The organism is Pseudomonas sp. LB3P14 (genome assembly GCF_054898045.1).
The window spans coordinates 630748-645638 of record NZ_CM142714.1; the positions used below are offsets into that span (position 1 = coordinate 630748).

General features: G+C 60.2%; 15 protein-coding genes. 11 read left to right on the top strand and 4 right to left on the bottom strand.

Features of this window, described 5'->3' with window-relative positions; genetic code table 11:
- Positions 1 to 69 precede the first annotated feature (69 nt).
- A complete protein-coding gene (locus ACYZT5_RS02950) occupies positions 70 to 474 on the top strand; it encodes a MerR family transcriptional regulator (protein ID WP_462049710.1) in 405 nt (134 codons plus the stop codon).
- Here ACYZT5_RS02950 and ACYZT5_RS02955 read toward each other — a convergent pair.
- On the bottom strand, positions 464 to 2014 hold the full coding sequence (locus tag ACYZT5_RS02955) for an MFS transporter (protein WP_462049711.1): 1551 nt from the start codon (positions 2012 to 2014) through the stop codon (positions 464 to 466). The two genes, ACYZT5_RS02950 and ACYZT5_RS02955, sit on opposite strands and share 11 nt — an antisense overlap.
- 103 nt (positions 2015 to 2117) lie before the next feature.
- Between ACYZT5_RS02955 and ACYZT5_RS02960 the strand changes: the two genes are divergently transcribed.
- On the top strand, positions 2118 to 2984 hold the full coding sequence (locus tag ACYZT5_RS02960) for a LysR family transcriptional regulator (RefSeq protein ID WP_462049712.1): 867 nt from the start codon (positions 2118 to 2120) through the stop codon (positions 2982 to 2984).
- A gap of 123 nt (positions 2985 to 3107) precedes the next feature.
- On the opposite strand, the gene ACYZT5_RS02965 is transcribed toward ACYZT5_RS02960, so the two are convergent.
- On the bottom strand, positions 3108 to 3551 hold the full coding sequence (locus tag ACYZT5_RS02965) for a thioredoxin family protein (RefSeq protein WP_462049713.1): 444 nt from the start codon (positions 3549 to 3551) through the stop codon (positions 3108 to 3110).
- A 342-nt stretch (positions 3552 to 3893) separates the two neighbouring features.
- On the opposite strand from ACYZT5_RS02965, the gene ACYZT5_RS02970 reads away from it, so the two are divergent.
- The 8 genes from ACYZT5_RS02970 (at position 3894) to ACYZT5_RS03005 (ending at position 10622) form a co-directional block, all read left to right on the top strand.
- Positions 3894 to 4742, top strand: coding sequence for a transporter substrate-binding domain-containing protein (locus ACYZT5_RS02970; RefSeq protein WP_462049714.1), 849 nt, complete (start codon positions 3894 to 3896; stop codon positions 4740 to 4742).
- Positions 4743 to 4794: 52 nt separating this feature from the next.
- Positions 4795 to 5457, top strand: coding sequence for an amino acid ABC transporter permease (locus tag ACYZT5_RS02975; RefSeq protein ID WP_007941741.1), 663 nt, complete (start codon positions 4795 to 4797; stop codon positions 5455 to 5457).
- A gap of 8 nt (positions 5458 to 5465) precedes the next feature.
- Entirely contained in the window at positions 5466 to 6128 is a 663-nt protein-coding gene (locus ACYZT5_RS02980) for an amino acid ABC transporter permease (RefSeq protein WP_462049715.1), read from the top strand.
- Entirely contained in the window at positions 6125 to 6937 is an 813-nt protein-coding gene (locus ACYZT5_RS02985; RefSeq protein WP_462049716.1) for an amino acid ABC transporter ATP-binding protein, read from the top strand. Before ACYZT5_RS02980 ends, ACYZT5_RS02985 begins: the two co-directional genes overlap by 4 nt.
- 42 nt (positions 6938 to 6979) lie before the next feature.
- Positions 6980 to 7369: a RidA family protein gene (locus ACYZT5_RS02990; RefSeq protein WP_462049717.1), complete on the top strand. Its 390-nt coding sequence runs from the start codon at positions 6980 to 6982 to the stop codon at positions 7367 to 7369.
- A 167-nt stretch (positions 7370 to 7536) separates the two neighbouring features.
- A complete protein-coding gene (locus ACYZT5_RS02995) occupies positions 7537 to 8301 on the top strand; it encodes an IclR family transcriptional regulator (protein WP_462049718.1) in 765 nt (254 codons plus the stop codon).
- Positions 8302 to 8340: 39 nt separating this feature from the next.
- A complete protein-coding gene (locus ACYZT5_RS03000) occupies positions 8341 to 9558 on the top strand; it encodes an amino acid deaminase (protein ID WP_462049719.1) in 1218 nt (405 codons plus the stop codon).
- Between the two features lie 131 nt (positions 9559 to 9689).
- Entirely contained in the window at positions 9690 to 10622 is a 933-nt protein-coding gene (locus ACYZT5_RS03005) for a sugar kinase (RefSeq protein WP_462049720.1), read from the top strand.
- Positions 10623 to 10763: 141 nt separating this feature from the next.
- Here the strand turns inward: ACYZT5_RS03005 and ACYZT5_RS03010 are convergent, their stop codons facing one another.
- On the bottom strand, positions 10764 to 11039 hold the full coding sequence (locus ACYZT5_RS03010) for a peptidylprolyl isomerase (protein WP_007898282.1): 276 nt from the start codon (positions 11037 to 11039) through the stop codon (positions 10764 to 10766).
- A 69-nt stretch (positions 11040 to 11108) separates the two neighbouring features.
- Complete coding sequence (locus ACYZT5_RS03015; protein WP_462049721.1) at positions 11109 to 13646, bottom strand: hybrid sensor histidine kinase/response regulator; 2538 nt, start codon at positions 13644 to 13646, stop codon at positions 11109 to 11111.
- A 117-nt stretch (positions 13647 to 13763) separates the two neighbouring features.
- Here ACYZT5_RS03015 and ACYZT5_RS03020 point away from each other — a divergent pair, with 117 nt between their 5' ends.
- Positions 13764 to 14873 carry a PilT/PilU family type 4a pilus ATPase gene (locus tag ACYZT5_RS03020; protein ID WP_462049722.1) on the top strand — a complete coding sequence of 370 codons (1110 nt, stop codon included), beginning with the start codon at positions 13764 to 13766 and terminating at the stop codon, positions 14871 to 14873.
- The last annotated feature ends 18 nt before the right edge of the window (positions 14874 to 14891 follow it).

Here is a 14891-nt window from a genome sequence, read left to right on the forward strand (position 1 = left end):
CCTCATCAGTGATGAGTAGAGGCTAAGCTTAAAGTTAACTTTAATGTCAAGCAGGCAAATGAGGCTGAGATGAAGATTGGTGAATTGGCGCAGATAAGCGGGTTGAACGCGTCGCGCATTCGGTTTTACGAGGCTCAGGGTTTGATCCGTCAGGTGGAGCGCCGGGCCAACGGTTACAGGCATTATCCCGACCAAGTGTTGCAAACCCTGCAGATCATCCGGTGCGCCCAACAAGCCGGGTTCAGCCTGGAAGAGTTGAAGCAGTTGTTGCCGGACAGCGCGACCGGTGAGTTCAAGCAAGACGAATTGCTGGCGGGTCTTAAGCGCAAAGTCGAACAGATTGAAGAGATGCAGCTGCACTTGGCGCAGAGCAAAGCGCAGCTGTTGGAGGTGATCGACAATATTCAGGCGCGACCCGAGGGCATGGGTTGCGTTGCGAATGCCGAGCGGGTATTGGCGTCGTTCAAGCCTTAGCGCCGATGGCTGCAGCCGAGGGGGCGGGGATCGGATGACGCATCAGCGTGCCCACCACCAACGCCCCCAACAATGCCAGCAGCCCCGCCACCCAAAGCAGCAGGCTGAAACCACCGACGAAGGCTTGGCGGGCCAACGGTTCGACCACGGTTCGTGCGGTTTCCGGCAACAGGCTCATCGCCGCCGTCATGTCGCCCGCCACCACCCGTGAGGCGATGCCCTGGGTTTGGCCGAGCCATTGCGCGCCATGCGCAGGCAAACTGGTGCGCAACAACAGCTCGGTGTGACTGGACAGCAACGCGCCGAACACGCCGATGGCCAACACGATTGCGCTGAAGCGCATGGTGGTGCTCATGCCTGAGGCCATGCCCGTGCGCTCCCGTGGCACGCAGGCCATGATGTTCTTTTGCGTATCGCCATTGAGCAGCCCTGCACCGGCACCCGTCACGGCAATCGCCAGGGCGAAGGGCAGGTAACCGCCGCTGCTGACCGCCCAGGCACTGAGCAGATTGCCGCTGCCGACCAGGGTCAGACCGGCGGCCATCAACGTGGCTGGGGCAAATCGACTCGCCAGACGAACGCCGATGCGCGGGCAAATCAGCATCGTCAGGGCAAACGGCAACATCCCCAGACCTGAAGCGATGGCCGAAAAGCCCAGGCCGTTTTGCAGGTAGAACGGCAGCAGGGTCATCATCACCTGGGCGCACCCGGCATAGGCAAACATGCCCAGTAGTGCGCCGATAAAGCGCGGATGCTTGAACAGTTGCAGGTCGACCATCGGTCGCTGCTGCATCCGTTCAATCACCACGAACAGCCCCAGCAACAGGGCGCCGCCGATAAGCCGGGCGTAGGTCAGCGGGTTGCTCCAGCCGATCCGGTTCGCCTCGATCAGGCCCCAGATCAGGCACAGCAAACTCGCACTGAATGCCAGGCTGCCCCAGGGGTCCAAGCGCGCGGATTGGGTGTCGCGGGACTCAGGCACGGCGCGCCAGACCATCATCATCAGGAACAATCCGACGGGCAGGTTAAGGTAGAAAATCCAGCGCCAGCCCATGTATTCGGTGATGAGCCCGCCGACCGTCGGCGCGGCGGTCATCGCCACCCCCATGCACGCGCCCCAGAAGGCCCAAGCCTTGGCCCGTTCCACTTCATCGTGAAACGTGTGGCCGATGGAGGCGAGGGCCGAGGTCAGCAGCAACGCCGCGCCGACTCCCTTGATCGCCCGGGCAATGTCGAGGAACAGCGCATTGGGCGCGGCACCGCAACCGATGGACGCGAGGATGAAAATGGCCAACCCGCACAACAAGGTTTTCTGCCGACCGAAACGGTCAGCGATGCTTCCAGCCGGCAACAAAAGGACGGCGAAGGCCAGCATGTAAGCGCTGACCACCCATTCGATGTCGGCAAAGTTTGCACCCAGGTCCCGAGCGATCGTGGGCAGCGTCACGGCGACGATGTTGGTGTCGAGGACGATCAGCGAGCAAACGCCTGAGGCTGTGAGTAACGTCAGTCGCGGGCTTACCTTGGGTTTGACGGGCATGGCAGCGTTTCTCTACTGTAAAAGTCAGTGCAGCTTATCGCCGGCTGCTACTTTTCTTGTTAGGTACGCCTTGTCACTTCATTACCTTTGAGCTAACGCACCGATGGATATTCGCCATTTCCGCTATTTTCTGGCCGTTGCCCGGCAAGGCAACTTCACCCGCGCCGCCGAACAACTCGGTATCGCACCGCCGACCTTGACTCGACAGATCCAGGACATGGAGAACGAACTCGGCACGCGATTGTTCGTGCGCCAGACACGTGAAGTCAGCCTGACCGAGGCCGGCGCCGCGCTGGTGATCGAGGCCGAGGCGACGGTGCGGCAATTCGAATACGCTCAGTACAACGCCCAGCGTGCCGGGCGCGGGGATATTGGCCATATCGAACTGGGTTACGTGGCGTCGGCGGTGTATTCGGGCTTGCTGCAGAAGCAGGTGCAAGCCTTCAGTCGCGAGTGTCCTGACGTCAGCCTGAACGTACGGGAAAGTCCCATGGCGTCATTGCCGGTGATGGTGGTCGAGGGGCGTTTCGATATTGGCTATGTCCGTTCACCCATGACCCTGCCTGACGGCCTGGAAGCCATTCGCCTGGACGCAGAAGGTTTTGTGCTGGCGGTGCCTGCCGAGTCCTGGCTGTGCCGTCTGCCAGAGATTGCCCCGGAACATTTGCAGAACGAGACGTTCATCCTGCCGGAACAAATCAGCGGCACCTTGCAAGTCGCCGCCGAGGGTGGATTTGCGCCGAAACTGGGGGCGCAACCGGGCGGGCTGGTGGCGGTCATAGCATTGGTATCGTTGGGGCAGGGCGTGGCGGTGGTGCCAGAGTCGGTGGTCGGGCGTGTTGGTTTGCCCGGCGTGTTGTACCGGACAATCAAAGGTTGCGAGGCGAGTTCGTGGTTGTCGTTGATTTATCGTCGGTTCGAGAAGTCCGCAGCGGTGTCCAGGTATATCGAGCAGGTCAAAAATCGCTAAGTGCAAAAGCTTCGCGAGCAGGCTCGCTCCCACAATTGACCGAGTTACCCAAACAGACACGGTCATCTGTGGGAGCGAGCCTGCTCGCGAAAGCGATCTTTCAAACACTGAAAATGGCACGGATTAACAGCAAACCCGACGATTCAACTGCCCGGTTGCGCGAGGCACAGTGCGCAACCTTCGCAGGGTCTGGCGCAACCACGCCAGATCGTGAACCGGTTTACGCTTCACCGTTGCCGGTTTCACCTTGCCGATGTGCCTGGCGAAGTGTTCCTGCAGGGATTTCTCAGTGCCAATTCCCTTGAGCTTCTTCAGCAGCTTCCCCTCCTTGTAAAACAGCACGGTCGGAGTGCCGGTGACGTCCGGGTGGCGGGGTGATTCGCTGGTATTCAGCATGTAGATGTTCGCGTGATGGCGATATCGTTCGCCAATCTGACGAAAAATCGGTCCGGCCATTTCGCAGGCGGGGCAGTGTTGATTGCCGAAATACAAGATCACCGGGCGCCAGGTTTTCAGGGCTTTGCGGTAGACAGGGGCCAGTGCTTTGCGAGCGATTTTCGAGCTCATTGAAATCTCCTTTTTCACAGTGCATCGAGTGCCTGTTGACGGTAAAGGAGTCAGCCGCGATCAGTCTACTGTCAGAAATTACAGGTAGTGCTGCTTCATTTTGAATCGCTACCCCCTCAAATGTGGTGCAAGTACCCGTGCGTTGTGGCCAACGGTAGCGGTGCTCGACGTGTGCGTTGGGTAACAGAGTTTCCGGTGTTTTGCCCATCTTATTGATTCACCTGGTTTTTCAATCTTCCCAACATTCCGCCCACATCCTGTGGCACACTTTCTGCTGTCTATTCCGTTGTTACATACCAACGTCCGGTATAACGGAATAAACATCACCCTGGAGTGCTTGCCATGCATCGCCGACCTTCCTTGTTTAAAGCGTGTGTTTTTGTTCTCGCGGCTTCGGCTGCTGCCATGGGCGTGGCCCAGGCGGCGGACAGCAAGCTCGATAGCGTGCTGGCCCGCGGGAAACTGATCGTGGGCACGGGCAGTACCAATGCGCCGTGGCACTTCCAGGGAGCGGACGGCAAGTTGCAGGGGTTTGATATTGATATCGCGCGGATGGTGGCCAAAGGGTTGTTCAACGACCCGAGCAAGGTCGAGTTCGTGGTGCAGTCGTCCGATGCGCGGATTCCCAACTTGCTGACTGACAAAGTCGACATGAGCTGTCAGTTCATTACCGTCACCGCCAGCCGTGCGCAGCAGGTGGCGTTCACGCTGCCGTACTACCGCGAAGGTGTCGGCCTGCTGTTGCCGGCCAACAGCAAGTACAAGGAAATCGAAGACCTCAAAGCCGCCGGTGACGGCGTGACCGTGGCGGTGCTGCAGAACGTGTACGCCGAAGAGTTGGTGCATCAGGCCTTGCCTAAAGCCAAGGTCGATCAATACGACAGCGTGGACCTGATGTATCAGGCGGTGAACTCCGGCCGCGCAGACGCCGCTGCCACCGATCAATCGTCGGTGAAATACCTGATGGTGCAAAACCAGGGCCGCTATCGCAGCCCGGCCTACGCCTGGAGCCCGCAAACCTACGCCTGCGCGGTCAAACGCGGCGATCAGGATTGGCTGAACTTCGTCAACACCGTTTTGCATGAAGGCATGACCGGCGTTGAGTTCCCGACTTACGCGGCGTCGTTCAAGCAGTGGTTCGGCGTCGATCTGCCGACACCTGCAATCGGTTTCCCCGTCGAATTCAAATGATCCCGTGAGAGCGGGGCGGTCATAAATCGCTCCGCTCAAGGTACTGCTGACCATGAACTATCAGTTGAACTTTGCTGCCGTGTGGCGCGATTTCGACACCTTGCTGGCGGGGCTCGGTCTGGGCCTTGAACTGGCGCTGGTGTCGATCGCCATCGGCTGCGTGATCGGCCTGCTGATGGCGTTTGCTTTGCTGTCGAAGCACCGCGCGTTGCGGGTGCTGGCGTCGGTGTATGTGACGGTGATCCGTAACACGCCGATTCTGGTGTTGATTCTGTTGATCTACTTCGCCTTGCCGAGCCTGGGGATCCGTCTGGACAAGATCCCGTCGTTCATCATCACGCTGTCGCTGTATGCCGGGGCTTATCTGACCGAAGTGTTTCGCGGCGGGTTGTTGAGCATTCCCAAGGGGCAACGTGAAGCCGGGTTGGCCATCGGTCTGGGCGAGTGGCAGGTCAAGGCCTACGTCACCGTGCCGGTGATGCTGCGCAATGTACTGCCGGCCTTGTCGAACAACTTCATTTCGCTGTTCAAGGACACCTCGCTGGCCGCGGCGATTGCCGTGCCGGAGCTGACTTATTACGCGCGCAAGATCAATGTCGAGAGCTACCGGGTGATTGAAACCTGGCTGGTGACCACTGCGCTCTATGTGGCGGCCTGTTACCTCATTGCCATGATGCTGCGTTACCTCGAGCAGCGTCTGGCGATTCGCCGATAGGAGGCCACATGTACGAATCCCCTAGTTGGTTGCATGAGTTATGGGTGGCGCGGGAAGTCCTGTGGCAAGGCTTTCTGACCAGTGTGCAGGTCTCGGCCCTGGCGATTCTGTTGGGCACGATGGTCGGTATTGTCGCCGGTCTGGTGCTGACGTACGGCAAGTTCTGGATGCGCGCGCCTTTTCGGTTTTACGTCGACCTGATTCGCGGCACGCCCGTGTTTGTATTGGTGCTCGCCTGCTTTTATATGGCGCCTGCGCTGGGCTGGCAGATCAGTGCGTTTCAGGCCGGCGCGTTGGGGCTGACGCTGTTTTGCGGCTCCCATGTCGCCGAGATTGTTCGCGGTGCGTTGCAAGCGCTGCCCAGTGGTCAGATGGAAGCGAGCAAGGCCATCGGCCTGACGTTTTATCAATCGCTCGGCTACGTGCTGTTGCCTCAGGCGCTGCGGCAGATCTTGCCGACCTGGGTCAACTCGTCCACCGAGATCGTCAAGGCTTCGACGCTGTTGTCGGTGATCGGTGTGGCTGAGTTGTTGCTCAGCACGCAGCAGATCATCGCCCGAACCTTCATGACCCTCGAGTTTTACCTGTTCGCCGGATTGCTGTTTTTCGTCATCAACTACGCCATCGAATTACTCGGCCGGCACATTGAAAAGCGGGTGGCCTTGCCATGACTCAACCTCAACTCTCTAATGCAAAAGACGCCAACGCTCAAAACGCTCAGGCCCTGCTGGACATCCGCGGCCTGCACAAGCAATACGGCCCGCTCGAAGTGCTCAAGGGCGTCGACCTGACGATGCAGCGCGGCAACGTCGTGACGCTGATCGGTTCCAGCGGTTCGGGCAAGACCACGCTGCTGCGTTGCGTGAACATGCTCGAAGAGTTTCAGGGCGGGCAGATCATGCTCGATGGCGAGTCCATCGGTTATGACGAGATCAACGGCAAGCGCGTGCGTCACGCGGAAAAAGTCATCGCCAGGCATCGGGCCATGACCGGCATGGCGTTCCAGCAGTTCAACCTGTTTCCGCACCTCACGGCGTTGCAGAACGTCACCCTCGGTCTGCTCAAGGTCAAAAAGCTGCGCAAGGATGAAGCGGTTGCCCTGGCGGAAAAATGGCTGGAACGGGTCGGCTTGCTGGAACGACGCGACCACTACCCTGGTCAGTTGTCCGGCGGTCAGCAGCAGCGTGTGGCAATTGCCCGGGCGATCGCGATGAACCCGAGCCTGATGCTGTTCGACGAAGTGACCTCGGCCCTCGATCCGGAACTGGTCGGCGAAGTGTTGAGCGTGATCAAGGGCCTGGCCGAGGACGGCATGACCATGCTGCTGGTGACCCACGAAATGCGTTTTGCGTTCGAGGTCTCGGACAAAATTGTTTTCATGAATCAGGGGCGGATCGAAGAGCAGGGGCCACCCAAGGAGCTCTTCGAACGCCCGCAATCGCCACGACTGGCGGAATTTCTCAAGAACACGCGGTTCTGATTTTTTTCAAAAAAACTTCACCTTCAATCAGGAGAAACACTCATGAGCATTACTCGTTACGGCACTGGCAGCACCGCCGGTGGCGGCCAACCCCGTCCTTTCGCCCGCGCCGTTGAAGCCGATGGCTGGCTGCATGTGTCCGGCCAGGTGCCGGCGCTGGATGGCGAAATCGTTGTGGGCGGCATCGTCGAGCAGACTCACCAGGCCATGAAGAACCTGATCGCCATTCTCGAAGAGGCCGGTTATGGCCTCGAAGACGTGGTGCGCGCCGGCGTGTGGCTGGAAGATCCGCGGGATTTCTGGAGTTTTAACAAGGTGTTTTCCGAGTACTTCAAAAGCGAACACGCACCGGCGCGGGCCTGTGTGCAGGCGAATATGATGGTCGATTGCAAGGTTGAGATTGACTGCATCGCATACAAGAAAAAGGCCTGAACCTGGGCACTGATCGTTCCCACGCTCTGCGTGGGAATGCCGCCGGGGACGCTCCGCGTTCCGCTGTTGGATGTGACGCAGAGCGTCACGGGATGCATTCCCACGCAGAGCGTGGGAACGATCATTAGCGTTAAACTCCCGGCCACTTTGAATGGGAACGTGAAGACATGACCGAAGACACCATCAAACGCCGGGCTCGCGGTCTGGACCGGGCGTTCGATATCCTCGATTTCCTCAAGGAAGTCGGCAAGCCCCTGCGCCCGAACGAAATCGCCAGCGGCATCGGCAGCCCGAAATCCACGGTCTACGAGTTGGTTGCCTCCCTGCTGGACCGACGGATTCTGGAGGTCGTGGGCAAGGACGGTCACGTCTACCTCGGCCGTCAGCTGTACTTCCTCGGGCAGGCGCACTTGCGCCATTTCGACCTGACACGCGAGGCCGATCACGCCTTGCAGGAGATCGTCAGCCAGACCCATGAAACCGCGCAGATGTGCCTGCTCAACGGACGCAAATACACCGTGGCATTGATGAAAGAGGGCGAGCGGCATTTCCGCATTTCCTCGGACATCGGCGAGAACGCGCCGATTCCCTGGACCGCTTCCGGGCGCCTGCTGCTGACGCACCTGAGCGACCAGGAAATCGTCGACCTGATCGATCACGACGACTTCATCTTGCCCAACGGCGAGCGTCTGCCGCTTGCGCAGTTTCTCCAGGAGATTCGTCAGTCCGCTATCGATGGCTTCTTCTCCTTCGATAGTGTCGCCGACACCTTTACCCATTGCTTCGCCGCCCCGGTCAAAGACCCCAACGGCGTGGCCATTGCGACCCTGTGCATCGTCGCCCCCCGGGCCGATGCCAAGAACAACTACAACGACTATCGCCGGGTGCTGATCGACAGCGCCAACAACCTGGCCCGTCGCATCAACGAATAACAGCGGCTGCCTGCGGCCGCGAATGTGAGGAGTTCGACCATGTCTTCTGCCAAAAATACTGCCGCCGTGGAAAAGGGCTTTGCCCACACTGGCGCCAACCTGGTGCGCGACGTCAGCCTGCCGGCGCTGGTGCTGCACCGCGAGGCGCTGGAACACAACATTCGCTGGATGCAGGCGTTTGTCAGCAACAGCGGTGCCGAGCTCGCGCCCCACGGCAAAACCAGCATGACCCCGGCACTGTTTCAGCGCCAACTGGACGCTGGTGCCTGGGGCATCACCCTGGCCAGCGCCACGCAAACCCGCGCAGCTTACGCCCATGGCGTGCATCGGGTGCTGATGGCCAACCAATTGGTCGGTACGCCGAACATGGCGCTGATCGCCGATCTGCTGGCCGATCCGGTTTTCGACTTCCATTGCATGGTCGATCACCCGGACAACGTCGCTGATCTGGGAGCGTATTTCGCCTCGCGCGGTGTGCGTTTGAACGTGATGATCGAGTACGGCGTGGTCGGCGGTCGTTGCGGTTGCCGCACGGAAGAGGAAGTGGTTGCGCTGGCCGAGGCCATCGCGGCGCAACCGGCCCTGGCGCTGACCGGGATCGAAGGTTACGAAGGGGTGATTCACGGTGACCACGCGGAGAGCGGCATCCGTGCGTTCGCTGCTTCTTTGGTGCGCCTGGCCGTGCAGCTGCAGGACAGCGGGGCGTTCGCCATTCCCAAGCCGATCATCACCGCGTCGGGTTCGGCCTGGTACGACCTGATCGCTGAATCATTCGAAGCGCAGAACGCCGGTGGGCGGTTCCTCAGCGTGCTGCGTCCCGGCAGTTATGTGGCGCACGATCACGGCATCTACAAAGAAGCGCAATGCTGCGTGCTCGACCGCCGCAGTGATCTGCACGAGGGCCTGCGCCCGGCGCTGGAAGTCTGGGCTCATGTGCAGTCGTTGCCGGAACCGGGTTTTGCGGTGATCGCCCTGGGTAAACGCGACGTGGCCTACGACGCCGGTTTGCCGGTGCCGTTGTTGCGCTACAAGGCCGGTGTGGTTCCGGCGACAGGCGATGACGTCAGCGCCTGCAAGGTGACGGCGGTGATGGACCAGCATGCGTTCATGACCGTAGCGCCGGGCGTTGAGTTGCGGGTGGGGGACATCATTTCGTTCGGCACGTCCCATCCGTGCCTGACGTTCGACAAGTGGCGTACCGGGTGTCTGGTGGATGAGCAACTGAACGTCATCGAAACCATGGAAACCTGTTTCTAAGGCTTGAGACCGAGGCGCGGCCATCGCGAGCAGGCTCGCTCCCACAATGGAATGCGTTCCCCTGTGGGAGCGAGCCTGCTCGCGAAGGCGGCCTCCCAGACAACATTGCACCACCTGAGACCCCAACACCCATGAACACCATCAACACCCTCGGCCCCAACACCCCGCGCATCGCCCTGATCGGCGAGTGCATGATCGAGTTGCAGCAACGCGCCGACGGCAGCCTGCAACAGAGTTTCGGTGGCGATACCTTGAACACGGCGGTCTACCTGTCCCGGGCGTTGGGCGAGGGCGGCACGGTGGATTACGTCACCGCCCTGGGCGACGACAGTTTCAGCGATGCCATGTGCCAGAGCTGGGCCGAGGAAAACATCGGGCTGGGCATGGTCCAGCGCTTGCCCGGCCGCTTGCCCGGCTTGTATTGCATCCAGACTGACGCCGCCGGCGAACGACGTTTTCTCTATTGGCGCAATGAAGCGGCAGTCCGTGATTGCTTTACTACCCCGGCCGCCGCGCCAATCCTTGCGGCGCTGCCGGATTACGACGTGCTGTATTTCAGCGGCATCACCCTGGCGGTACTCGGTGTGCAGGGGCGGGAGAAATTGCTGGAAACCCTGAACGAAGCCCGGCAGCGGGATGCGCGGATCGTTTTCGATAACAACTACCGGCCACGTTTGTGGGCATCGGTTGAAGAGGCTCGGACGGCTTATCGCAGCGTTCTGCCCTATGTCGACCTGGCGTTGCTGACCGTCGATGACGAGCAGGCGCTGTTTCATTTTTCCGATTGCGAGGCGGTGTTTGCCGCTTATGAGCAGATCGGCACACCTGAAGTGGTACTCAAGCGTGGCGCCGAGGCGTGTCTGATTCGCTGTGACGGGGAGTCGTTCGAGGTGCCGGCTCAGGTCGTTGAGCGAGTGGTGGACACCACGGCGGCGGGGGATTCGTTCAGTGCGGCGTATTTGGCCAGTCGGCTCAAGGGCGCCAGTCCGGTTGAGGCTGCTGAAGCGGGGCATCGCTTGGCGAGTCGGGTGATTCAAGTACCCGGAGCACTCATCCCGAAGTAAGGGCTGAATGGCCGCTTGCTGCGCAATCGGATCGCGGGCAAGCCCGCTCCCACAGGTTTTTTGGTGTGGTTGCAATCTGTGGCAACTCACAAAACCCTGTGGGAGCGGGCTTGCCCGCGATGAGGCCCTCATGCCAACCCATTAATCCCGGTAAAACACCTGCACCAGGTGATAACCAAACTTGCTCTTGATCGGCCCGTGCACCACGCGCAGCGGTTTTTTGAAGATCACGGCATCGATGACCCCAACCATCTGCCCGGGCCGTACTTCACCGAGGTCGCCGCCGCGCTTGCCGGACGGGCAGGTGGAATACTTCTTGGCTAGCACATCGAAGGCTTCGCCCTTGGCGATGCGTTGTTTGAGCTGTTCGGCTTCTTCCGAGGTTTTCACCAGAATATGGCGGGCTTGAGCTTTCATTGGGGCAGGTACCTTGCAACGGTGGTGGCTATGTTGGTGCCAGCGGGGGGCGCGCGATTATGCCTTAACTCAGTCCGGTTGACCGATCATCGCGCGAATCTTGTTGGCCAACAGGTCAATGGAAAAGGGCTTGGCCACCATGTCCATGCCTTCCTCCAGGAAGCCCTGGCGCTCGGCGGCTTTTTCCGCATAACCGGTCATGAACAGCACTTTGAGTTCGGGGCGGTGTTGGCGCGCGATCTCCGCCAATTGCCGACCGTTCATTCCCGGCAGCCCGACGTCGGTGACCAGCAAGTCGACCCGCAGGTCGGATTCCAGCAGGGGCAGGGCGGTCTTCGCGTCTTTGGCTTCATGGGCGTGATAACCCAGTTCGTTGAGCAGGTCGAGCACCAGCATGCGCACCGCCGGATCGTCCTCCACCAACACCACGGTTTCACCGGCAATGGCGGCCGGTGCCTCGCTGGTGACCGGCATCAGGATATTTTCCGGCTCGCCAACGTGTAGCCGCGGCAGGTACAGACGGACGCTGGTGCCCTGGCCCGGCAAGCTGAAAAGGCTGACATGCCCGCCCGACTGCTGGGCAAAACCATAGATCATCGACAGCCCAAGACCGGTGCCCTGGCCGATGGGTTTGGTGGTGAAGAACGGGTCGAAGGCCTTGGCCAGCACCGACGGTGTCATGCCGGTACCGTTGTCGCTGACCGCGATCATCAGATAATCCCCGGCCTTGACCGGTTCCAGGGTGTTGATGTCACTGCTGTCGAGGTAAACGTTGGCGGTTTCGATCCGCAACTCACCGCCATCGGGCATGGCGTCCCGGGCGTTGATCACCAGATTGAGCAGGGCGTTTTCCAGCTGGCTGACGTCCGTGCTGACCGGCCAGACGTCATCGGCCAGTTGCAGTTTGAGCTCGATGTGGTCGCCCTTGGTCCGGCTGAGCAGATCTTCCAGGGAATGGATCAGGTCGTTGGCGTTGAGCGGCTTGCGATCCAGTGACTGACGCCGGGAAAACGCCAGCAGGCGATGGGTCAGGGCGGCGGCACGGTTGGCCGAGGACACTGCCGCCTCGGTGAAACGGCCAACCTCGGCGGCGCGCCCGTCGGCGATGTAGCGCTGCATCAAATCGAGGCTGCCGATGATCCCGGTGAGCATATTGTTGAAGTCATGGGCGATGCCGCCGGTGAGCTGGCCGAGCGCTTCCATCTTCTGTGCATGCCGCAACGCCTCTTCGGCGCGCTCGCGTTCGAACATCTCGTTCTGCAACCGCTGGTTGGCTTCGGCCAGTTGTTGGGTGCGGGCGGCGACTCGTTCCTCAAGGGTCTCGTTGAGATTGCGCAGGGCTTCTTCGGTCTGTTTGCGCTCGGTTTCGTCAATCACAAAGATGTAGAAACCATTGACCGCACCATCCGCACCGTGGCGTGGCAAGTAGTTCATCAGGGCACGGCGGATGCTGCCGTCACGGTGCGGGGTGCTGATGCTGAAGCAACAAGACCTGCCGGACAGTGCCTGGGCGATGTGTTCGGCGCGCAAGGCATAGGCTTCTTCACCCAGTACTTCACGGATGGTTCTGCCATAGAGCTCCTGAGGCGTCAGCCCGTACCAATCGAGGTAGGCCGCATTGTTCAGGCGAAAGCGCTCCTCGCTGTCCACGTAGCTGATCAGGATCGGCATGGCGTTGATGATCAGTTGCAGCTCGGTCTGACTTTGCCGCAAGGCTTGCTCGGTGTGTTTACGTTCAGTCAGGTCCAGGGCAGCGCCGAGGAAGCGAATCGGCCGGCCATGGTGGTCCTTGTAGCAACGACCCCGGGCAAACACCCAGCGCAGCTGACCGTCGGGTTGCAGCAGGCGATACTCCTCGGCGTACTCGGTGCCGTGGGTGATGGAATGCTTGATGCTGCGGGTGACCATGGCGCGGTCTTCCGGGTGCACCCCCTGGAGGTAAGCGCTGATGGGCAACTGGCTGGCGAGCAGCGGGTCGATGCCGTGCAATTGGGCGAAGTGGGTGTCGGCAATGAAGCGATCTTCGCCGATGTCCCAGTCCCAGGTGCCGACGGCGTCGGTGGCGGCGAGGGCCAGTTGCAGACGCTCCTCGGTTTCGTGCTGGGCCTTGAGGCTGGCGGCCGAGCGCTGTTCGAGTTCGAGGGCGATGCGTCGGCGTTCGTTGGTTTCGATGGCGGTGACCAGAATCCCGGCGACCTGGGCGCTTTCATCGCGGATGGGGCTGTAGGTCAGGTCCAGCCAGAAGTCGGAATCATGGCCATCGCGCTGCAAGGTGAAGCGCTGTTCGCTGTAGGTCCGCACCTGTCCTTGTAGGACGGCGCTGTAAATGGGGTCGGTGAATTCCTTTAACTCTGGCCAGATCAGGTGCGTCGGCTGTCCGAAAGCGTGTGGATGCTTGCTGCCGGCCAGTAGGGCAAAGCCGTCGTTGTAGATCTGCGTAAGTTGCGGGCCCCACAACAACAGCATTGGCATCGGCGAATGAATCACGATGTCCACGGCGGTTCGCAGGCTCTGCGGCCAGGTACTGGCAGCTCCCAGCGGGCTGCGTCTCCAGTCCAGTCGGGCAATCAAGGCCTGGGCATCGCTGCCGGTCGGTGATGCGTTCATCAAGATGTCCTGCACTTAAGTCGGTGTGGCGGCGTCAACTATCCTAAGGCGGTAGACGCTGGATGACCCATTTTGGGTCATTTCTGTTCATTGAATGCTTCGCGGGTGCTTTTTGCCATGGAAATCGATTCGCTGTTGAAGCTCCTGGCCCATCAGGATGGCTCCGATCTATACCTGTCCACCGGTGCGCCACCCAGCGCACGGTTCGATGGTGTACTTAAACCCTTGGCCGATCGGCCGTTCAAACCGGGAGAAGTCGCGGCCATTGCCGCGTCCATCATGGACGCCGAACAGCGTCTGGAGTTCGATCGAGAACTGGAGATGAACCTGGCGATCTCTTTGACAGGTGTCGGGCGCTTTCGGGTCAATATCTTCAAGCAACGCAACGATGTGTCGATCGTGGCGCGCAACATCAAACTCGACATTCCGCGTTTCGAAGACCTCAAGCTGCCGTCGGTGCTGCTCGAGACGGTGATGCTCAAACAAGGACTGATGCTGTTCGTCGGCGCCACCGACTCGGGCAAATCCACCTCGCTGGCGGCATTGATCGACTACCGCAATCGCCACAGCAGTGGCCACATCATCACCATCGAAGACCCGGTCGAGTACATCCATCGGCACAAAAAGTCGATCATCAACCAGCGCGAAGTCGGCGTCGATACTCGCAGTTTTCATGCTGCATTGAAAAATACCCTGCGCCAGGCACCGGATGTAGTGCTGATCGGCGAAATCCGTGACCGCGAGACTATGGAGCACGCGCTGGCATTTGCCGATACCGGCCATCTGGTCATTTCCACCCTGCATGCGCACAACGCCAATCAGGCGCTGGACCGGATCATCAACTTCTTCCCCGAAGAGCGCCGGCCACAGCTGCTTAATGATTTGGGCAACAACCTCAAGGCCTTCGTTTCCCAGCGCTTGGTGCGCACCCGCGACGGTCAGCGACGGGCGGCGGTAGAAGTGATGCTCGGGACGCCGACCATCGGCGACCTGATTCGGCACAATGAGTTTTCAGAACTGAAGGGGATCATGGAGAAGTCTGTGGAACTGGGGATGCAGACGTTCGATGGTGCGTTGTACGCGCTGGTCGTCGAGGGAGCGATTGAAGAGGAAGAAGCGCTCAAACATGCGGATTCGGTGAACAATTTGAGGTTGCGGCTAAAGCTGCATGCCGAAGCGTCACCGAGGCCCCATGCACCGCCTGGCGAATGGGGACTCATGGACTGACACACAGTAAATCACCGG

What these genes read in the sequence shown, in the direction of transcription:
- ACYZT5_RS02950 (WP_462049710.1), top strand. Translation starts at nt 70, where the DNA reads ATGAAGATTGGTGAATTGGCGCAGATAAGCGGGTTGAACGCGTCGCGC.
- ACYZT5_RS02955 (WP_462049711.1), bottom strand. Translation starts at nt 2,014, where the DNA reads ATGCCCGTCAAACCCAAGGTAAGCCCGCGACTGACGTTACTCACAGCC.
- ACYZT5_RS02960 (WP_462049712.1), top strand. Translation starts at nt 2,118, where the DNA reads ATGGATATTCGCCATTTCCGCTATTTTCTGGCCGTTGCCCGGCAAGGC.
- ACYZT5_RS02965 (WP_462049713.1), bottom strand. Translation starts at nt 3,551, where the DNA reads ATGAGCTCGAAAATCGCTCGCAAAGCACTGGCCCCTGTCTACCGCAAA.
- ACYZT5_RS02970 (WP_462049714.1), top strand. Translation starts at nt 3,894, where the DNA reads ATGCATCGCCGACCTTCCTTGTTTAAAGCGTGTGTTTTTGTTCTCGCG.
- ACYZT5_RS02975 (WP_007941741.1), top strand. Translation starts at nt 4,795, where the DNA reads ATGAACTATCAGTTGAACTTTGCTGCCGTGTGGCGCGATTTCGACACC.
- ACYZT5_RS02980 (WP_462049715.1), top strand. Translation starts at nt 5,466, where the DNA reads ATGTACGAATCCCCTAGTTGGTTGCATGAGTTATGGGTGGCGCGGGAA.
- ACYZT5_RS02985 (WP_462049716.1), top strand. Translation starts at nt 6,125, where the DNA reads ATGACTCAACCTCAACTCTCTAATGCAAAAGACGCCAACGCTCAAAAC.
- ACYZT5_RS02990 (WP_462049717.1), top strand. Translation starts at nt 6,980, where the DNA reads ATGAGCATTACTCGTTACGGCACTGGCAGCACCGCCGGTGGCGGCCAA.
- ACYZT5_RS02995 (WP_462049718.1), top strand. Translation starts at nt 7,537, where the DNA reads ATGACCGAAGACACCATCAAACGCCGGGCTCGCGGTCTGGACCGGGCG.
- ACYZT5_RS03000 (WP_462049719.1), top strand. Translation starts at nt 8,341, where the DNA reads ATGTCTTCTGCCAAAAATACTGCCGCCGTGGAAAAGGGCTTTGCCCAC.
- ACYZT5_RS03005 (WP_462049720.1), top strand. Translation starts at nt 9,690, where the DNA reads ATGAACACCATCAACACCCTCGGCCCCAACACCCCGCGCATCGCCCTG.
- ACYZT5_RS03010 (WP_007898282.1), bottom strand. Translation starts at nt 11,039, where the DNA reads ATGAAAGCTCAAGCCCGCCATATTCTGGTGAAAACCTCGGAAGAAGCC.
- ACYZT5_RS03015 (WP_462049721.1), bottom strand. Translation starts at nt 13,646, where the DNA reads ATGAACGCATCACCGACCGGCAGCGATGCCCAGGCCTTGATTGCCCGA.
- ACYZT5_RS03020 (WP_462049722.1), top strand. Translation starts at nt 13,764, where the DNA reads ATGGAAATCGATTCGCTGTTGAAGCTCCTGGCCCATCAGGATGGCTCC.